Source organism: Mycobacterium tuberculosis H37Rv, from assembly GCF_000195955.2.
GTDB classification, from domain to species: Bacteria; Actinomycetota; Actinomycetes; order Mycobacteriales; family Mycobacteriaceae; genus Mycobacterium; species Mycobacterium tuberculosis.
This window is the reverse complement of the sequence record NC_000962.3, coordinates 2,007,018-2,023,432: the sequence shown is the minus strand read 5'-3', so window position 1 is coordinate 2,023,432 and position 16,415 is coordinate 2,007,018. Positions and strand designations below refer to the sequence as shown.

Here is a 16,415-nt window from a genome sequence, read left to right as displayed (position 1 = left end):
CTACCGACGCACCTCGGTGGCTGCCACTTGGACGAACACACCGGTGTCTTCTGCCATCAACAGGCCTCGACCGCGGGGCAGCGGGCCGCCCTTCATCTTGCCGCGAATGAAGCCCTCGTCGGGATCGGCGTCCATCACCAGCAGTGGCGCATTGGCCTGATGCAGGGCCCGCAACATCGGGTCGCTGCCGGCTGACGACCAACCACCGAAGGTGCGCGTGACGATCACATGCAAGCCGACATCGGCGGCCCTGTTCACAAACGGAACAGCCTTGTGCAACGGTGAATCGAAGCCCGGCGGCAGCTGCTGGATGTCGTCGACGATCAGGAAGATTTCTGGGCCGCTCCACCACGACCGCGACAACAACTCTTCGGCGGACAGGCCCGGTGGCGGCTCACGACCGGCCAACGCCGCCGCAAGTTCACCCATCATCGCCACCACCCCGTCGAGGTTGTAGGCGAACCGCTCCACATAGTCCGAACCGAGCGCGGTCAGCAGCTGACGGCGCGGGTCGACCAGCCATACCTGCGCAGAGGGCCGCCCGGGGGCGGGAGGCGGTGCGCTACTGGCGCCCGGCGCGTAGAGCCGCCCGATTTCGGACATGATGGTGGCCAGCGTGGTGGTGCGGCCACATTCGCGTCGACCAGTCACCATCAGGTGCGAATTCTCGGCGAAATTCAGATAAACCGGCGCCAGATCCAATTCCGATATCGCCCAGGCGATTCCGCCAGCGCCAACGCCTTGGCGGGTGTCCCGCGAGGCCAGCTCCCGCACCTGTTCCACGCCGAACCGCGCCGGCAACCGGCGCACCGGTGGAGCCTGGGCGCTGGTGAGCCGGCTCACCGCCGCGACCACGCTGTCGCACTCGAAGACATTGTCGGGTGTGCTGCCCAACGCCGGTCGAGCCACCAGGGTGTGCAGGCCGGCCTGCGGGTCGCTGTCCAGGCGGACGTAGTTGACCGCAACCATGCCGCGCCCCGGCTTGACCGGAACGTCCTTGGCGAATCGAGAACGCACCAGCTTGGCGTCCTCAACCGCCGCCAAGCGCAGCTCGATACGGGATCCGAAGCCGCTGCGCACCGGCGGCCGCAGCTCCGATTCGCGGTCGGCAGTGACCACCACGTGCACCCCGAACGAGGGGCCCTGGTTGATGATCACGTTCACCTGCTCGATCAGCACCTCGTTTTCTTCGGCCAGGGCCCGGTAGTTATCGATCACCAGGTAGACGTCACCGAAGCCGTCGTCGGGTACCGGCCCGGCCTCTCCGCCGAACTTGCGGCGCCGGAACATCTCCATCGACGCGATTCCGCATTCCAGGAAGCTGCGTTTGCGCTCGCGCACCAGCGCCAGCAACTCGGCCACCGTCCGGCGCACACCGTAGGGATCGGTGGGACCGGCAACCTCGCCCACGTGGGGGATGCGGGAGACCGTGGTCAACGCGGTGCTGCTGTAGGCCAGGCAGTAGAACTGAACCTGCTGCGGGGTGTGAGTCAGTGCCGCTGAGCAGATGAGTGTCTGCAGCGCAGTGGTCTTGCCCGAACCGCCGGCGCCCAGGATTAGCACGTTGGCACCGGGCCCGGAGGTGTCAACCGTCCACGGTGGCTGGTCATGCTTATAGGGGCGATCGATTATCCCGATCGGGAACACGAGATTGCACGCCGAACCGTACTCCTTGTGCCACGGGCGGCCGAGGAACCGGTTGACCAAGTCGTCGATGGCGACGGGTTGGGTTAGTGGCGGTTGCCAGAGCCGGTACGGCTCGAACTTGATCTTGCGCAGCTGATCAATGATCACCGTCCCAACCTTCGGGGTGCGCACCCCCTCTTCGTCCTCGTCCTCGCCGCCTTCAATGTCGTCCGACTCGAGCACCTCACCGTTGGGCTGGGCAACTACCGGCTCGATATCGGGACCCCCCACGCTAACTTCCAGCGGTGTGAACGAGTTGGTAAACAATTGCGGGCGAATGTAGTCGATGCTGTGTACTAAGGCAGGCGCTTCCTCGCCGTCGATGCTGACGCCGGGTTGGAAGTAGTCCCGCCACAGGAATTCCGCCTGGAATCGGATGATGTCCTCGAGGCTCTTGCGGAAGTAGCCCAGACCGGCCTGTGCGGGCAGATTCACCGCGTTGGGCACCCCGGCCGCCTGCGCCGCTCCCGCGGTACGCGCTTTCAGCACCAAGCGGTAACCCATGTTCTCCATGAGCTTTTCGGCTCGGCTCTCGATGGTCTGAGACGCCATCATCAGGTGAATCCAGTAGGCGCGGCCCTGCCGGCCGATCGAGTCGAGGACGTCGACCGCCGTCGGCATGATGCGGAACCATTCGTAGAACTCGTCGATGACCACCACGAGCATCGGCAGCGGCGCCATGTCCTGACCGCGCGCACGCATCCTGGCTCGCACCGAGTTGTACTCTTTGGCGTCGTCGACACCGGCGCTGTCGCATATTGCTTTGCGGCGGGCGATCTCGCCCCACAGCGCATCCAGAAAGCGCTCCATGAGCGCCTGGTCTTCTTCGAGGTCGGTGATGATCCGCGACACGTGTGGCACTCCCGCGAACGGCTTGACCGCCGAGCCACCTTTGAGGTCTGCCAAAACGAACTGCAACTCCTCCGGCGGATGGCTGAGCATCAGCGATTCGATCACGGTTCGCACCAACGTCGACTTACCGGAACCGGTCGTCCCGGACATGACCCCGTGCGGGCCGTCGCCGCCTTCGTCGAGCGATTTCATATCCAAGAACAGCAGCTCGCCGTTGTCGGAGCGATTACCGAACGGCGCCCGCAATCGCGACCGTCCCATGGTGTCGGTCCGGCTAGCCCACAGCGAGTCGAAGTCGATGTTGCCAGGATCGTCAATCCCGTAGTAGGACAAGATGTCTCGGGCACCAATGTGGGCAACCCGCTGGCCGATCTCTTCATAGGCCTCAGCCAGCCGCCACTGCGCCAGCTTCTGCGCGAACTCTTCTGCCTCGGCGATGCTGACTTGGTCGGTGAGAGCGAAGAACCAAGCCTTGTCGTCGATCACCATCCAGGTGTCGCGGTCGCGGGGCAGCGCCTCGATCACGCCGGTCTTGTCGAACTGCAGCTTCCGCTCCGGGATGTCAGTCCACATCGAAGAGCCGGTCAGGTCGAAGAACGTCACCCCGTCGACACCCTCGGCGCTGATCACGTACTCCCATTGCGGATCGTCGACGTCGGCGATGATCACGGTGTGCGGGGTCGGGGTCTGCGCCGACGAACTCGCGTGTCGAGGCGTGAAAGAACCACGGCCCGCGAATAATTCGGCTTGCTCTGCGGCAAACTCACGAACCGAGGTGTAGACCATCCGCGCGTTACCCGCCGCGTCGTGCCGCCGCGAGTCACCGAAATGCGGTAGCCACTTCACCCAGTCCCATTGGTCTAGATCGGAACTGACAACGATCATCTGGACATGGTCAGGCCCGTGGGAGAACGCCAGCTGGCAGATGATCGCCCGCATCAAACCCAGAACCTGCTCGCGTTCCCCGACCAGCGCATACCAGGGTTCGACCAGCAGCGAAACCATTTTCGGCAGGTTGTACACGACGCTTTGGTAGCGCCCGAATTCCTGCAGCGCCTTACCTGTCACCGGCTCCAGCTCGATGTCGGTCGGCATATTCTGCGGCTCACCCCAGGTCACTTCGGGACGCGTCATTCCCACGCCGACGCGGACAACCCCGAAGTTCAGGTCCTTACCGTCGGGCTTGCGCTCCCACATCCGGGGTGACCCCACGGCGGCCGCCAACGTATTGGGCGCCGGGTGGAACCACCGATAGTTGGCGTCCATGCTGTCGGCCGACTCTTGGGCCGTCTCGCGCAGCATGTCCAGCATCAACATGAACTGAGCGCGCATCGCGTCCAATTTCGGCCGGCTCATTTGCTGTTGGCCGCCGCCCATGCCGCGGAACATCATCATCATGATCCCGACCATCATGAAGAGCGGGAAGATCGAGCCGATGCCGCCGAACACGTGTGATCCGCTGGCGAAAACCATGGCGACCATGCCGCCCAGCAGGCCCACCACCACGACGCCAACCACAATCAGCCACCAGGGCTTGCCCTCCGGCGGCGGAATGCTCAGCGGTGTCGATAGGACAATATTCTCGGGCTTGATGACCGGAGGCTTTTCCGGTGTCGGGCGGGCAAAACCACGCTTCATTTCGGTACCACCAACTCTGCAGGGGTCATGTCCATTGGGAGCGTGTCGTGCTCCACCAACGCGTCCGCTCGTGACAGCGTGGGGCCCTGTGGCAGCAGCCGCAGCGCCACCCACGGCGCCAGGCTCGGCGTCAGGGTCAACCCCAACGCGTCACGCGCTTCTTTGCTGTCCTCCACCCCGAACCGCGCGCCCGCATCGGTCACCCACCATAGCGATTCGGACGTTTGGGCCCCCGGGTTGTTGCCGGTGACGGCCACGAAGTTCGCATGGTCGGGGCCGAAGTAGACCTGATCGGCTTGGCGGCCACTCGTGTCGGCCTTCACCAACGACACCACCTTGTTCATCTCGGTCGCCGCGACCGGAATGGTAGGCCCGGACACGACCCGCACACGGGCCCGGTTTTCACCGGCCGTCCGCTCCCACCACCAACAGGTCGACGGATGCTCGCGAATGTCCACCACTTCCAGGGGATTGTCCGGATACGCAGAGAGATCCAACCGATTCACCACCGGCATCTTGGCCAGCGTTGAGGGTTCCACGGTCAACGGCTTGGTGTTGCCCGCACTACCAGCGTTCTGCAGGATCTGGGCCACCAACGGCGGGAGCGTTTGCACTCCATCGCCCAGGACCAACGAATACTGTTGTGGTCCACTGATTTGCGGTGTGACGATTACCGTCCCGATCGGTCCGGGAGCGCCCGGGAACGTCGCAGGACCACCCGCATTCGGCACTTCCGGCACCAACAGTTCGGGCCCGACCGGCAAAGCGTCGAACAATGCCCGGCTCATCGGACGCGCCTGGCTAACCTGCTCCGGCGTCAACCCCAGCGGCAACAACACCGCTCGATTCGTCGGCTCGATTCGTGACCGGCGCCCCTCCCGGATGACCCACGCATCTCCGCCGTAGCGCAGCACTACCGCGTCCGATCCACTCAAAATCTGCCGGTGACCGGTAAGGTCCGGGGTCCCGTCGATGACCGTCACCGTCACGCCTTGCAGCGACCCGATGCTTGACGAGGTCGCTACCGTGTCGCAGACCAGCCAAGACGACGCGGGTGGACTCTTTGGCGAGAACGATGACGGCGCACCCGGGATACCCACCAGCGGACCGCGCGGCATGGTGGCAATCTGGCTTGACCGAACCAGGTGCGGGTTGTCCGGCCGCCCGGTGATCAGCCGTGCCGATGCCAAATTCAGCGCCGGGTACAACCTGTCACCGACACGGACATAGAGCGCACCGGAATCGCGGTCTGCGATGATCGGCGACTCATTCAACTGGCCGGACGGGCTGATGAACGACCACAACAGCGCCCCCAGACAGATCACCAACGCCGCCGACACCGACGCCACCACCGCCAACGTCTGCCGCCGACCCGGCTCAATCTCCATACGCACACGCCAGCGTGTCAACGCCATTGCGGTTCGACGCGCCAGGAACTGATAACCGGTTACCTGGGTCCGCGTGGACAACCCAAGGCCATACCCCGACCCCCGCTGCCCGCGGCTCTCTTCAGCCACGCTAGATCACCTTCCGGTCTGCTCAGAACACCTGGACATTGACCTGGGTATTTGCCACTGCGCGGATCCCCCAAGGATTCGTCGTGTCTTCACTGGGCATGGTAGCGGCGAATGACCGAGTCCGCCTGTGGAACTGTCCGCTCCGCAGTCTACCTCGTTGACCTGCAACGTAGTGGTGTTCGGTAGCCAACCGTGCTGTGCTGACGGAAGGCTCAGATTCCTGCGCTCGCCCGCACACGGGTGCCGGACGCAAGATGGGCGACATGACCGAGCTCGCGCCTTCGCTGGTCGAACTTGCCCGACGATTCGGCATTGCCACCGAGTACACGGACTGGACTGGCCGGCAGGTGCTGGTCTCCGAGGCTACATTGGTGGCTGCTCTTGCCGCCCTCGGCGTTCCCGCCCAGACCGAACAGCAACGCAATGACGCCCTGGCCGCGCAGCTGCGATCCTACTGGGCGCGTCCATTGCCGGCGACCATCGTCATGCGCGCCGGAGAGCAGACGCAGTTCAGGGTGCATGTGACCGATGGCGCTCCGGCCGACGTGTGGTTGCAGCTCGAGGACGGCACGACACGTGCCGAGGTGGTGCAGGTCGACAATTTCACCCCGCCATTCGATCTTGACGGACGCTGGATCGGCGAGGCCAGCTTCGTGTTGCCCGCCGACCTGCCCCTCGGCTACCACCGGGTGAATCTGCGTTCGGGCGACTCGCAGGCCAGCGCCGCTGTTGTCGTGACGCCGGATTGGTTGGGGCTGCCGGACAAGCTGGCAGGCCGTCGTGCCTGGGGCCTGGCCGTCCAGCTCTACAGCGTGCGGTCCCGGCAGTCATGGGGCATCGGGGATCTCACCGATTTGGCGAATCTCGCGCTGTGGTCGGCGTCTGCGCACGGTGCCGGCTATGTGCTGGTCAATCCCCTGCATGCGGCTACGCTTCCCGGGCCCGCTGGGCGCTCGAAGCCAATCGAACCATCGCCCTACCTGCCGACATCGCGACGCTTCGTCAACCCTCTCTACCTTCGGGTGGAGGCCATTCCGGAACTCGTCGATCTGCCCAAGCGTGGCCGGGTGCAACGGTTGCGCACCAACGTGCAACAGCACGCCGACCAGCTCGACACCATTGACCGCGACAGCGCCTGGGCGGCCAAACGCGCAGCACTCAAGCTCGTGCACCGGGTGCCGCGGTCGGCGGGTCGCGAGCTGGCCTACGCCGCCTTCCGTACCCGCGAGGGCCGCGCCCTCGACGACTTCGCCACCTGGTGCGCGCTGGCCGAGACGTACGGCGATGATTGGCATCGATGGCCGAAATCGCTGCGGCATCCCGATGCCTCAGGTGTCGCCGATTTCGTCGACAAACACGCCGATGCCGTCGATTTCCACCGCTGGCTGCAGTGGCAGCTGGACGAGCAGCTCGCCAGTGCGCAGTCGCAGGCGCTCCGGGCCGGCATGTCGCTGGGCATCATGGCAGACCTCGCCGTTGGCGTGCACCCCAACGGGGCCGACGCCTGGGCTCTGCAGGACGTGCTGGCCCAAGGTGTGACCGCAGGTGCGCCGCCGGATGAGTTCAACCAACTCGGCCAGGACTGGTCGCAGCCACCGTGGCGGCCGGACCGGCTCGCTGAGCAGGAGTACCGACCGTTTCGCGCGCTGATCCAGGCCGCGTTGCGGCACGCCGGTGCGGTACGCATCGACCACATCATCGGGCTGTTCCGGTTGTGGTGGATCCCCGACGGCGCACCGCCCACCCAAGGCACCTATGTGCGCTACGACCACGACGCGATGATCGGCATCGTCGCCCTGGAAGCCCACCGGGCCGGGGCGGTTGTCGTCGGTGAGGATCTCGGCACCGTCGAGCCGTGGGTACGCGACTATCTACTATTGCGGGGCCTGCTGGGCACCTCAATTCTCTGGTTTGAGCAGGATCGAGATTGCGGGCCGGCTGGAACACCATTGCCGGCCGAACGCTGGCGGGAGTACTGCTTGTCGTCGGTGACCACCCATGATCTGCCGCCGACCGCCGGCTACCTGGCCGGCGACCAGGTACGGCTGCGCGAGTCCCTTGGGTTGTTAACCAACCCCGTGGAGGCGGAACTCGAATCCGCCCGGGCCGACCGGGCAGCCTGGATGGCCGAGCTGCGCCGGGTCGGACTGCTGGCGGACGGTGCCGAGCCCGACTCGGAGGAGGCCGTCCTGGCTCTCTACCGCTACCTGGGCCGAACGCCCTCGCGGCTGTTGGCAGTGGCGTTGACCGATGCGGTCGGCGACCGCCGGACGCAAAACCAGCCTGGCACCACCGACGAGTACCCGAACTGGCGGGTGCCGCTCACCGGCCCCGACGGTCAGCCGATGCTGCTCGAGGACATCTTCACCGATCGCAGGGCAGCCACCTTGGCCGAGGCGGTGCGCGCTGCGACGACCTCACCGATGAGCTGTTGGTGAGCTTTCGGTGGCCGGCAGCCAGACTGCATCCAGAGCTGGCTACGGGCCGCTCCAGGTAGAGTCCAATTGTTCGGCCACATTGATGACTTGAGCGGCTTGGGATTTGGGCGAGTCGATCTCGGCAGAGACGTACTGGGCGATAAATCGCCGAATCTCACCGTCAACGCCTGCGAGGATGCGCAACACCTCACCGCGGATCGACTTCGACGACACGTTGACCGTGATATCAGAGGGCCGCGGTTTGGCGACGTCGACAATCAGTAGCAGCGGCTCGGCGGCGCGTGCGGTGGCGCGCAGCGCGATGTCGCCGGCGACCATAAACCGCTGCTTGTCGAGGCGCAGGTCAAGAAGGAGATCGATCGACAGCGGGATATGGATGACAAACGTGATCAGGTCACCCAGCTTTCGCGTCACCCGGGGCTCTCGGATCTTGACGTTCGCGCTAACCTTGGCGATCCCGCCGGGGCCCTGGGAGATCGGTTCCATTGCGAACTCGCTGCCCGCGATGTCGGCAAACGCGGCGGCGACGCGGTCCGGGGTAACTGCTACCTCGAAGAATCTGCGGCCGAACTCTTCGTAGGTAACGTAGTCGTGATTTTGCATAGGTGTATACCGTCTCACGTCACCTGCCATAATGGCCGCTGATCCGCTCGCGCCGCGGTAATTTTGACATTGAACTCGCTGAGGATTCGGCTGGGCAGCCGCGACGTGATCTGCGTCATCTCTCGCGCAGTTGTGAACAACACCACAAGGGGCCGCTTCGATTCGGTGTGTCGGGCGGGGGCCTGCCAGGCTTGACCAGCAGGAGGTGTTTTCAGTCTCATGTGCGCCCACGAATATGCTGAGCAGCGCTCGGCCGTGTCCGGAATCGAGGGGCTGCTTACCTGGCTCGGCGGCGGACACTGGCGCGAACTCGGCGAGCGTCACGAGCGGTCCACGCACGCCGTGGCCGGCGTGATTGTGGCCGTGGGCGCCGCGCTGGCCGGACTCCTCGCGAGCCTCGCGGTGAGCGAGGCGGCCCAGGGGCCGATCTCGTCCCCCATCGGGGCTGCCTCGCTCGCCCTGGTGCTCGGCCTGCTGGTCGGCGCGGTGACCCGCGGTACGGCCAGTGGCCCAGCTCGCGGTCGGGCCGGCGTTACGGGACGCGCGTCCGTCGCGGTCGCCGTCGGTTTCGTCGTCGGCGAACTCGCTGCGCTGGTCATGTTTTCCGGTGCCATCGACCGCCGTCTCGATGAACAAGCTATGCACAGCGCCGACGCGACGCCGGCGGCCGTGCAAGCGTCGGCCTCCCTGCAACAGGCCCGCAATGCGCGCACTGCGCTGGACAGCGCGGTCGAGCGGGCGCGCGGACGACTGGACGATGCGCTGGTCGTCGCACGCTGCGAATACCACCCAACTCCGGCCTGCCCGCAGACCCGGATCACCGGCGTTCCCGGCCGAGGGCCCGAAACACGAACGGCGAACCAGCTTCTCGCCGACGCGCAGCGTGAGCTGGACAACGCGCTGGCGGCTCGTGATCACCAAGCACCTGCCTTGGACGCCAAAATGGCACACGACGAGCAGGCTCTTGCCGAGGTGCGCCAGGCCGTGGTCGCGGATGCGGGTCGTGGTTTGGGCTCGCGCTGGGTCGCCATGAACGATCTGACATTGGCCAGCGCCGGCGCCTTGACGGCGCGAATGCTGGCGATCGCTTTCTTCGCGCTGCTGTACCTGTTGCCGCTGATTCTCCGGCTATGGCGCGGTGACACAACGCACGATCGCCACGCGGCCGCGCGAGCGGAACGGGAGCGCGCCGAGTTGGAGGCGGACACCGCGATCGCGATCAAGCGGGCGGAGGTTCGCCGGGCCGCCGAAATCATGTGGGCCGAGCACCAACTCACCCAGACCCGCCTCGCCATCGAGGCCCAGGCCGAAATCGACCGCGAACAGCAACGCCGCCGAGTCGTCGAAGCGCTCGAAGGTCCAGTGCGCGCTTCGTCGGAGCGAACCTTGCAGCCAGTGGAGGACGAGGTGTATCTGCCCATCGCCGCCGAAACCGAAGCTGCCAGCCGGACGGTCGCCCAATTGCCTGCTGGGGCAGCCCATCACCGCCCCGGTATCGCGAAAAACCTGCCGGCACAGGTCCAACCGGAGGGTGCGGTTGAACCACGCGAGAAGCGTGCAACCCCAGTGATCCGGTCGATCCCAGACGCCACCAAGGCTGCGGCTCGGTGGATTCGCCCACTGGTGCCGCCGTTTGTCGCACGAATGCTCGACAACACCACTGCGCCGTTGCGCACCGCGCGTCAGGTGTTCGAAGAGGTCGAGGAGATCGCGTTTTCGTTCAAGCGCACCCACAAGGTGACGGTCAATGCCGAAGGTTCCGACCCCAACGACCAGCCCCCGCTGGAATCCCACTCCCCGGCTGCCCCTGCCGAAAGCAACCCGATCGCATCGTCGGACTCTGCGCGCCGTAGCCGGCTGGCTACCAACGATGATCACCCGCCGTTAGCGCAGGTGCCTCCGCGAGACCTGGCGAGCCTATCAGTTGGGTCGACCGGGGAGCTGACCCAACGGGAGGGTCCGCATGAACTGCGTTCCCCCGACGGTCCGCGCCAGCTGCCACCGCCCAGATAGCACAACATAGATCTACCGGTCGCCACGTATTATCCTGCCGTCGGGATGGAGTCAGTCTAAGTGGGTGCGGTATTGACCGACCTTCGGCTAGTTGCACATTGGGGAAGGACAGGGGTGGAATCGGAACCCGGGAGTTCGATCGCAGCGGCGGCGACATGAGGGTCAGTCTGTTCCTGTCGGACGCGGCGCAGGCTGATGCCCAGTCCGGGAAGGTCCATGCGCTCGGGCTGGGCTGGCGGCAATGCCAAACACCGACCCCCCCATTCGCTTTGGTACTGTTCCTTGACATCGACTGGGATGAGACCAATAAGCAGCACCAGCTGAAATGCCAGTTGCTCACCGCCGACGGCGATCCGGTGGTCGTGCCGGGACCACACGGGCCGCAGCGGATCCTCTTTGAAGCCGCCGCCGAGGCGGGCCGCGCTCCTGGCGCAATCCACGGCACCTCGGTTCGCATGCCGCTCACCCTCAACATTCCTGCGGGAATTCCCTTGGAACCAGGAATCTACGAGTGGCGCGTGGAGGTCGAAGGTTACGAGCGGGCCACGGCGGTCGAAGCATTTATCGTGGCCGGCGGGGGCCACCCGCCGGCGTCATGCGGGTAGGGTTGATCGCAGAAATCCTGACCGCGACAACCACTTTCACTATTCTCACGCATCCGATCGCCGCGGTTGGCACCTGCTGTTGCTGATATCCGTTGTGCTGCAATAGGAGTCGTCGAGCGCCTATTGTACAGCTAGCTCTAGCCGCTCGATGCGGCGCACCAGGATACTGGGCAACCACCCGCCGACATCGGCTGCCTCAATTACCGAGGTGCGATCGAGCAGCAGACGCAAGACGATTCGAGCCTCCAAGCGTGCCAGTGCAGCGCCGACACAGAAGTGGGCCCCTTTTCCGAAACTGATGTGGCCTTTGCCTCCTGCACGGTCAAGACGGAACTCGCCGGGTGCCTCGAACTGGGCTGGATCGCGGTTGGCCGCGCCCCACAACAGCAGCAGGTGCGAATCCGCGGGCAGTTCCGTGCCGTCCAAGGTGGTGGCGTTTCGCACGTGGCGGTAGTGGCCGCGAAATGGCGGCTCGTAACGCAGCGTCTCTTCGATAAACGCTCCCAGCAGCTCGGGGTTCGCGCGCACCTGTTGCTGGATATCGGGACGTGTCGCCAGTATCCATACCGCGCTGCCCAGCAGCGCCGCCGTGGACTCGCCGCCGGCGGCGAACAAGGTGACCATCATGACCTGGGCGGTGAGAGTGTCCAGCTCCCCCGATGCGCAGGCGGTGGCAAGCTCACCGAGCAGATTGTCCCGCGGATCGGCCGCGGCACGGTCAAACTGCTCGAAGATGTAACCGCTGAGCTCCATCAACGCCACACCCGCGGCGACGAGCTGATCGTTTTCGACCAACCCTTCGAGTAGCTGAGTGGCCGCGTATCCCCACTTCACCAGCTGGGCGATGTCGGGGTCGGGCAGGCCGATGAGCTCAGCTACGACCATCATCGGTAGGCGATTGGCCATGGCGCCCATCCATTCGATGCACCCATCCTGCATGCCGTCGACCCACAGCCGGTCGGCAGCCTGTACGGTGAACTGCTCCATAACGCGGATCCGCTTGGCCGCCAAGTGACGCAGCACGAGCTTGCGGTGCACGGCGTGGGCAGGATCGTCGGCGGTGGCCAACACGTGTGTGGGTCCGCCGAGTGGGTCCATCTCGAACGGTTTAGCGGTGCCCTCGGCCGTATAGGTCATCGTGGCGGTCAAATTCGAGGAGAAGTCCTCCGGACGACCGATGGCCTCATTGACAGCGTCCCAACCGCACACGGCATAGAAGTCCGAGTTAGCGATCCGGTGGACCGAGCCTGCGGCGCGCATGCGCTCATACAGCGGGTAGGGGTCCTGCACGGATTCGGCACCAAAGAACGTGTTGGCATCCTTGGCAATTGTCATTAGTTCAGCGTGATCGGCGGATACCGCCTGGTCAACGCGTCGCTGCAAGTCGAGAACTGCGCCCGGGGAGCCTTTCGGCGAACGTCTCACCGCGGGAGGCGGACCTGCAACTACGATGAGAATAAGTAAGGCTTGTGTCTCACTATGAGAAGAATCGCTCTTCGCCTCTCGATGGAAATGCGCCTGACCAGTGCCGGGTAACGATTGGATCGTGGGCGGCAACCGCCGCACGATCGCTGCCGAACGGATCTACGCCGCCGCAACCGACCTCATTACGCGCTACGGGCTCAACGCACTCGACATCGACAAATTAGCCCGCGAGGTCCACTGCTCCCGAGCGACCATCTACCGCCGTGCCGGCGGCAAGGCCCAGATCCGGGATGTCGTTCTGACCCGGGCCGCGGCCCGGATCGCCGACGGCGTGCGCTCGGATGTCGAAACTCTGCGGGGGCGGGAGCGAGTCGTCGCGGCGATCCTGTTATCGCTTCAGCGAATCCGATCCGACCCGCTGGGCAAGCTCATGTTCGGCTCGATCCACGGTGGCGCCGGTGAATTGGCCTGGCTCACCGAGTCACCGTTGCTTGCGGACTTTGCTACCGAGCTCACCGGCATAGCCGGCGGTGATCCGCAAGGCGCGAAATGGGTGGTACGCGTGGTGCTCTCACTGATGTATTGGCCAGCTGAGAACGACGAAGCCGAACGCCGGCTGGTCGAAAAATACGTGGCGCCAGCGTTTGCCGAGCAAAGCTGAAACCTCACTCGTCACCGAAGCTTTCCCACAGGTCCGCCAAGAACCCCGCCAGGTGGTTCATCTCCTGCGCGCAGTACACCAGCAGATTACGCGCGGTCGATTCCGAGACGCCGATTAGCTTCGACGCGATGGGACGCACCGCCTTGGACGCGACCTCGGGTGCCTTGCGCACCGCGATGTGCGGTCCGCCCATCCAAAACCGTGACCGCATCTCGGACCCGCCCGGCGTCGATCGGACCTGATGGACGAACCAGCCCGCATCCACCGGGGCGTCAGCAGAGCCCAACCGCGCACAGATCGACACCGTATCGTCGCTGTCGTCGGGCAGACCCATGGCCGCCGGCTCGACGAATTGTATTGCGGCACCCAGTTTCGTCGAGCCGATGTACTCGCTGATCATCGACCAGCGGCCGACGTAACGCTGCGCGCCCCGACGGCCGGCCCCGCTGTCCTGGTCGCCGTCCTTCCACCGCGCCGATAGATGGGCCCGCGGGTGCCACAGCTTGTAGCGGCGGGTGTCGCTGCCGTGCCAGCCGAACCACCATGCCCACATCGCGGGAGTGACCCCGGGCATGTCGGTGCGCACGGATACCTGCATGCTGCCGTCGCCGAGAATCCCGTAGCCGTTCTCGGTCTGCTGATAGCCCTCATCAACGATGCTCGCGGCGTCGTCGAAGGCGAGCAACGCCATCCCGGCCTGGGGGCCATGCTGCAACGCCACCACGACATGCTGTGGCAGCGGGGCCATCTCGGGTTTGAAGAACTTGCCGAACGGCGTGTCCGCGTCGTCGTTGCGGTAGCCCAGGTACAGATCGCTGGCCATCAGATTCTTCCCATCCAACTGTTGAACAAACCGTCGGGGTCGTATTCGGCGCGCACCCGGTCGAGCTTGGCCATGGCCGCGTCGCTGGCGAAGCGCGCCGGACGCGCACCGAGGTTCTCGTCGGCGAGCTGGATGCCGACCGCCAGATGCGACATCGCGGCCATGTGGGACCGCGCCCAGTCGGCGTACTTCGCCTCGTCGGCCGGATCCTTCCAGGAGCCGTAGAGCGCCAAGTAGATGTCGGCTTCGATGCTATAGGCCATGTCTTGACGGGGAGGGCATGGACCCCAGTTCAGCCAGAGGAAGTGCGCCGGATGCGGGGGCAGCGTGTCCAGGATTGAGCGGATACCCGGCAGCAGGTCCTCAGCGGACGCCGACGTCCACATATTGTCCACCGCGTAGTGATGGTCTGACAGGTAGTGGGTCATCGCGACGTCATACCAGGCAGGCAAATCGGTTGGCATATAAGGGACTTTGACCAGTGCCTGCTCGACAACCGGGCAGGTGCCGAACAGGGCGAGGGCCTGTTCGGCCTCTTCGGGCGAGTCAGCGAAAGCGGGCGAGGCAAGGGAGATGACGGGGACGTCGATGCCCATGCTCGGTTCACCGCGGGAGGCAAGGGCTTGCAGCTCGACCCGAGGGTCGACTTCGGCGCTGACCGCGCGGGCCCAGGTAAAGACCTCGTCGGCAAGGTCGAATGGGTAGACATAGACGCTGGTGCCACAGGTGGCCGGCCTCGGATACAGCTTCAGGTAAAACGAGGTGACGACGCCAAAAAAGCCCGGACCGGCGCCGCGGGCGGCCCAGTACAGATCGGCGTGATTGTCTGCGTCGCAATGGATCTGCGCGCCGTCGGCGGTGATGACGTCCAGGCCAATCACGCTCTCGCACGCCGGGCCGTAGATCCGGCTGTTCCAGCCGTATCCGCCCTGCAGCAGATAACCTCCGAGACAGACTCCCCTGCAGTGGCCACCCGGGAAGAACAGGCCCTGCGCCTCCAGTTCGGCCATGAGCACGCTGCCGCCCTTCCCTGGACCGACGACCGCGCGGCCCTTATCGGCGTCGATGGAGGCGTGGTCTATCCGGCTCACGTCGAGCAGCACAGCGCCATCGCGCAGATGGCTGGCGGCAAAACTGTGCCCACCGGACACGACGCTCACCTTATGGCCATTGACCGTGGCGTAGCGGATGGCGCTGACAATGTCGTCAGCACTGACAGCCTGAACGATCACCTCGGGGTAGCGATCCGGTACGCGCCGATGCCACACGGTGCCGCGGCGAGCCGCCTCGTACCCGTCACTGCCCCGGAAGAAGTGCCGCCCGGCCGGTAGCGCCCTCATAGCAAAACTCCTGGTCCGTATTTCGAATCATTGTGATCCGTATTTCGGTTCACTATATTGCAGTTGTGCCGCCTACGGAAGGAAAGTCGACAACGAATCGCGACGAAGGCATCCAGGTGCTCCGTCGCGCCGTCGCCGCGCTGGACGAAATAGCTGCCGAACCGGGACACCTGCGCCTAGTCGATCTCTGCGAGCGGCTGGGGCTGGCCAAATCGACGACTCGACGCTTGCTGGTCGGCCTGGTCGAGGTGGGGCTGGTTAGTGTCGATTCGCACGGCCGCTTCGCACTGGGCGAGCGTTTGCTGGGATTCGGAAGTGTCACCGGAGCCCACATAGCCGCGGCGTTCCGGCCGACCGTCGAGCGAGTTGCCCGCGCGACCGACGGCGAAACGGTCGACCTGTCGGTACTGCGCGGCCAGCGAATGTGGTTTGTCGACCAGATCGAATCGTCTTACCGGCTGCGTGCGGTCTCAGCCGTCGGGCTCCGCTTCCCGTTGAACGGAACCGCGAATGGAAAAGCGGCGCTGGCTGCTCTCGACGACGCCGACGCCGAGGCCGCGCTCTGCCGTCTGGATCCCATGGTGGCCGAAGGTCTACGGCGCGAGATCGTCGAGATCCGGCGCACCGGTATCGCTTTCGACCGCAACGAGCACACCCCAGGGATATCCGCGGCTGCGATCGCACGACGCGCCCTGGGCGACAACGTGATCGCGATCTCGGTGCCGGCGCCCACCGCACGATTTCTGGAAAAAGAGCAGCGCATAATCGCCGCGTTGCGCGCCGCCGCGGACTCGCCGGACTGGACTCGCTGATT

The 16,415-nt window shown here is 65.1% G+C and carries 11 protein-coding genes; 5 read left to right on the top strand and 6 right to left on the bottom strand.

What is annotated here, in order from left to right; all coding sequences use genetic code 11:
* On the bottom strand, positions 1–4,176 hold the full coding sequence (eccC5, locus tag Rv1783; protein YP_007410461.1) for an ESX-5 type VII secretion system protein EccC5: 4,176 nt from the start codon (positions 4,174–4,176) through the stop codon (positions 1–3).
* Positions 4,173–5,693 (bottom strand): ESX-5 type VII secretion system protein EccB5, encoded by a 1,521-nt coding sequence (gene eccB5, locus Rv1782; protein NP_216298.1) that lies wholly within the window; start codon positions 5,691–5,693, stop codon positions 4,173–4,175. Before eccB5 ends, eccC5 begins: the two co-directional genes overlap by 4 nt.
* Positions 5,694–5,956: 263 nt before the next feature.
* On the opposite strand from eccB5, the gene malQ reads away from it, so the two are divergent.
* Positions 5,957–8,131 carry a 4-alpha-glucanotransferase gene (malQ, locus tag Rv1781c; RefSeq protein NP_216297.1) on the top strand — a complete coding sequence of 725 codons (2,175 nt, stop codon included), beginning with the start codon at positions 5,957–5,959 and terminating at the stop codon, positions 8,129–8,131.
* 39 nt (positions 8,132–8,170) lie between these two features.
* On the opposite strand, the gene Rv1780 is transcribed toward malQ, so the two are convergent.
* Entirely contained in the window at positions 8,171–8,734 is a 564-nt protein-coding gene (locus Rv1780) for a hypothetical protein (RefSeq protein NP_216296.1), read from the bottom strand.
* A gap of 219 nt (positions 8,735–8,953) precedes the next feature.
* Here Rv1780 and Rv1779c point away from each other — a divergent pair, with 219 nt between their 5' ends.
* Positions 8,954–10,747 carry an integral membrane protein gene (locus Rv1779c; RefSeq protein ID NP_216295.1) on the top strand — a complete coding sequence of 598 codons (1,794 nt, stop codon included), beginning with the start codon at positions 8,954–8,956 and terminating at the stop codon, positions 10,745–10,747.
* Between the two features lie 155 nt (positions 10,748–10,902).
* Positions 10,903–11,352, top strand: a complete 450-nt coding sequence (locus Rv1778c) for a hypothetical protein (protein ID NP_216294.1) — start codon at positions 10,903–10,905, stop codon at positions 11,350–11,352.
* A 120-nt stretch (positions 11,353–11,472) separates the two neighbouring features.
* On the opposite strand, the gene cyp144 is transcribed toward Rv1778c, so the two are convergent.
* Entirely contained in the window at positions 11,473–12,777 is a 1,305-nt protein-coding gene (gene cyp144, locus Rv1777) for a cytochrome P450 Cyp144 (protein NP_216293.1), read from the bottom strand.
* A 100-nt stretch (positions 12,778–12,877) separates the two neighbouring features.
* Between cyp144 and Rv1776c the strand changes: the two genes are divergently transcribed.
* Positions 12,878–13,438 carry a transcriptional regulator gene (locus Rv1776c; protein NP_216292.1) on the top strand — a complete coding sequence of 187 codons (561 nt, stop codon included), beginning with the start codon at positions 12,878–12,880 and terminating at the stop codon, positions 13,436–13,438.
* A gap of 4 nt (positions 13,439–13,442) precedes the next feature.
* Here the strand turns inward: Rv1776c and Rv1775 are convergent, their stop codons facing one another.
* Together Rv1775 and Rv1774 are read right to left on the bottom strand one after the other, a co-directional pair.
* Positions 13,443–14,261: a hypothetical protein gene (locus Rv1775; protein NP_216291.1), complete on the bottom strand. Its 819-nt coding sequence runs from the start codon at positions 14,259–14,261 to the stop codon at positions 13,443–13,445.
* On the bottom strand, positions 14,261–15,601 hold the full coding sequence (locus Rv1774; RefSeq protein ID NP_216290.1) for an oxidoreductase: 1,341 nt from the start codon (positions 15,599–15,601) through the stop codon (positions 14,261–14,263). Before Rv1774 ends, Rv1775 begins: the two co-directional genes overlap by 1 nt.
* Positions 15,602–15,666: 65 nt before the next feature.
* On the opposite strand from Rv1774, the gene Rv1773c reads away from it, so the two are divergent.
* Positions 15,667–16,413, top strand: a complete 747-nt coding sequence (locus tag Rv1773c; protein ID NP_216289.1) for a transcriptional regulator — start codon at positions 15,667–15,669, stop codon at positions 16,411–16,413.
* The last annotated feature ends 2 nt before the right edge of the window (positions 16,414–16,415 follow it).

Excerpts from the sequence above, each read along its gene's own strand:
- Rv1780 (NP_216296.1), bottom strand. The coding sequence starts at position 8,734 with ATGCAAAATCACGACTACGTTACCTACGAAGAGTTCGGCCGCAGATTC.
- Rv1774 (NP_216290.1), bottom strand. The coding sequence starts at position 15,601 with ATGAGGGCGCTACCGGCCGGGCGGCACTTCTTCCGGGGCAGTGACGGG.
- malQ (NP_216297.1), top strand. The coding sequence starts at position 5,957 with ATGACCGAGCTCGCGCCTTCGCTGGTCGAACTTGCCCGACGATTCGGC.
- Rv1778c (NP_216294.1), top strand. The coding sequence starts at position 10,903 with ATGAGGGTCAGTCTGTTCCTGTCGGACGCGGCGCAGGCTGATGCCCAG.
- eccC5 (YP_007410461.1), bottom strand. The coding sequence starts at position 4,176 with ATGAAGCGTGGTTTTGCCCGCCCGACACCGGAAAAGCCTCCGGTCATC.
- Rv1775 (NP_216291.1), bottom strand. The coding sequence starts at position 14,261 with ATGGCCAGCGATCTGTACCTGGGCTACCGCAACGACGACGCGGACACG.
- Rv1779c (NP_216295.1), top strand. The coding sequence starts at position 8,954 with ATGTGCGCCCACGAATATGCTGAGCAGCGCTCGGCCGTGTCCGGAATC.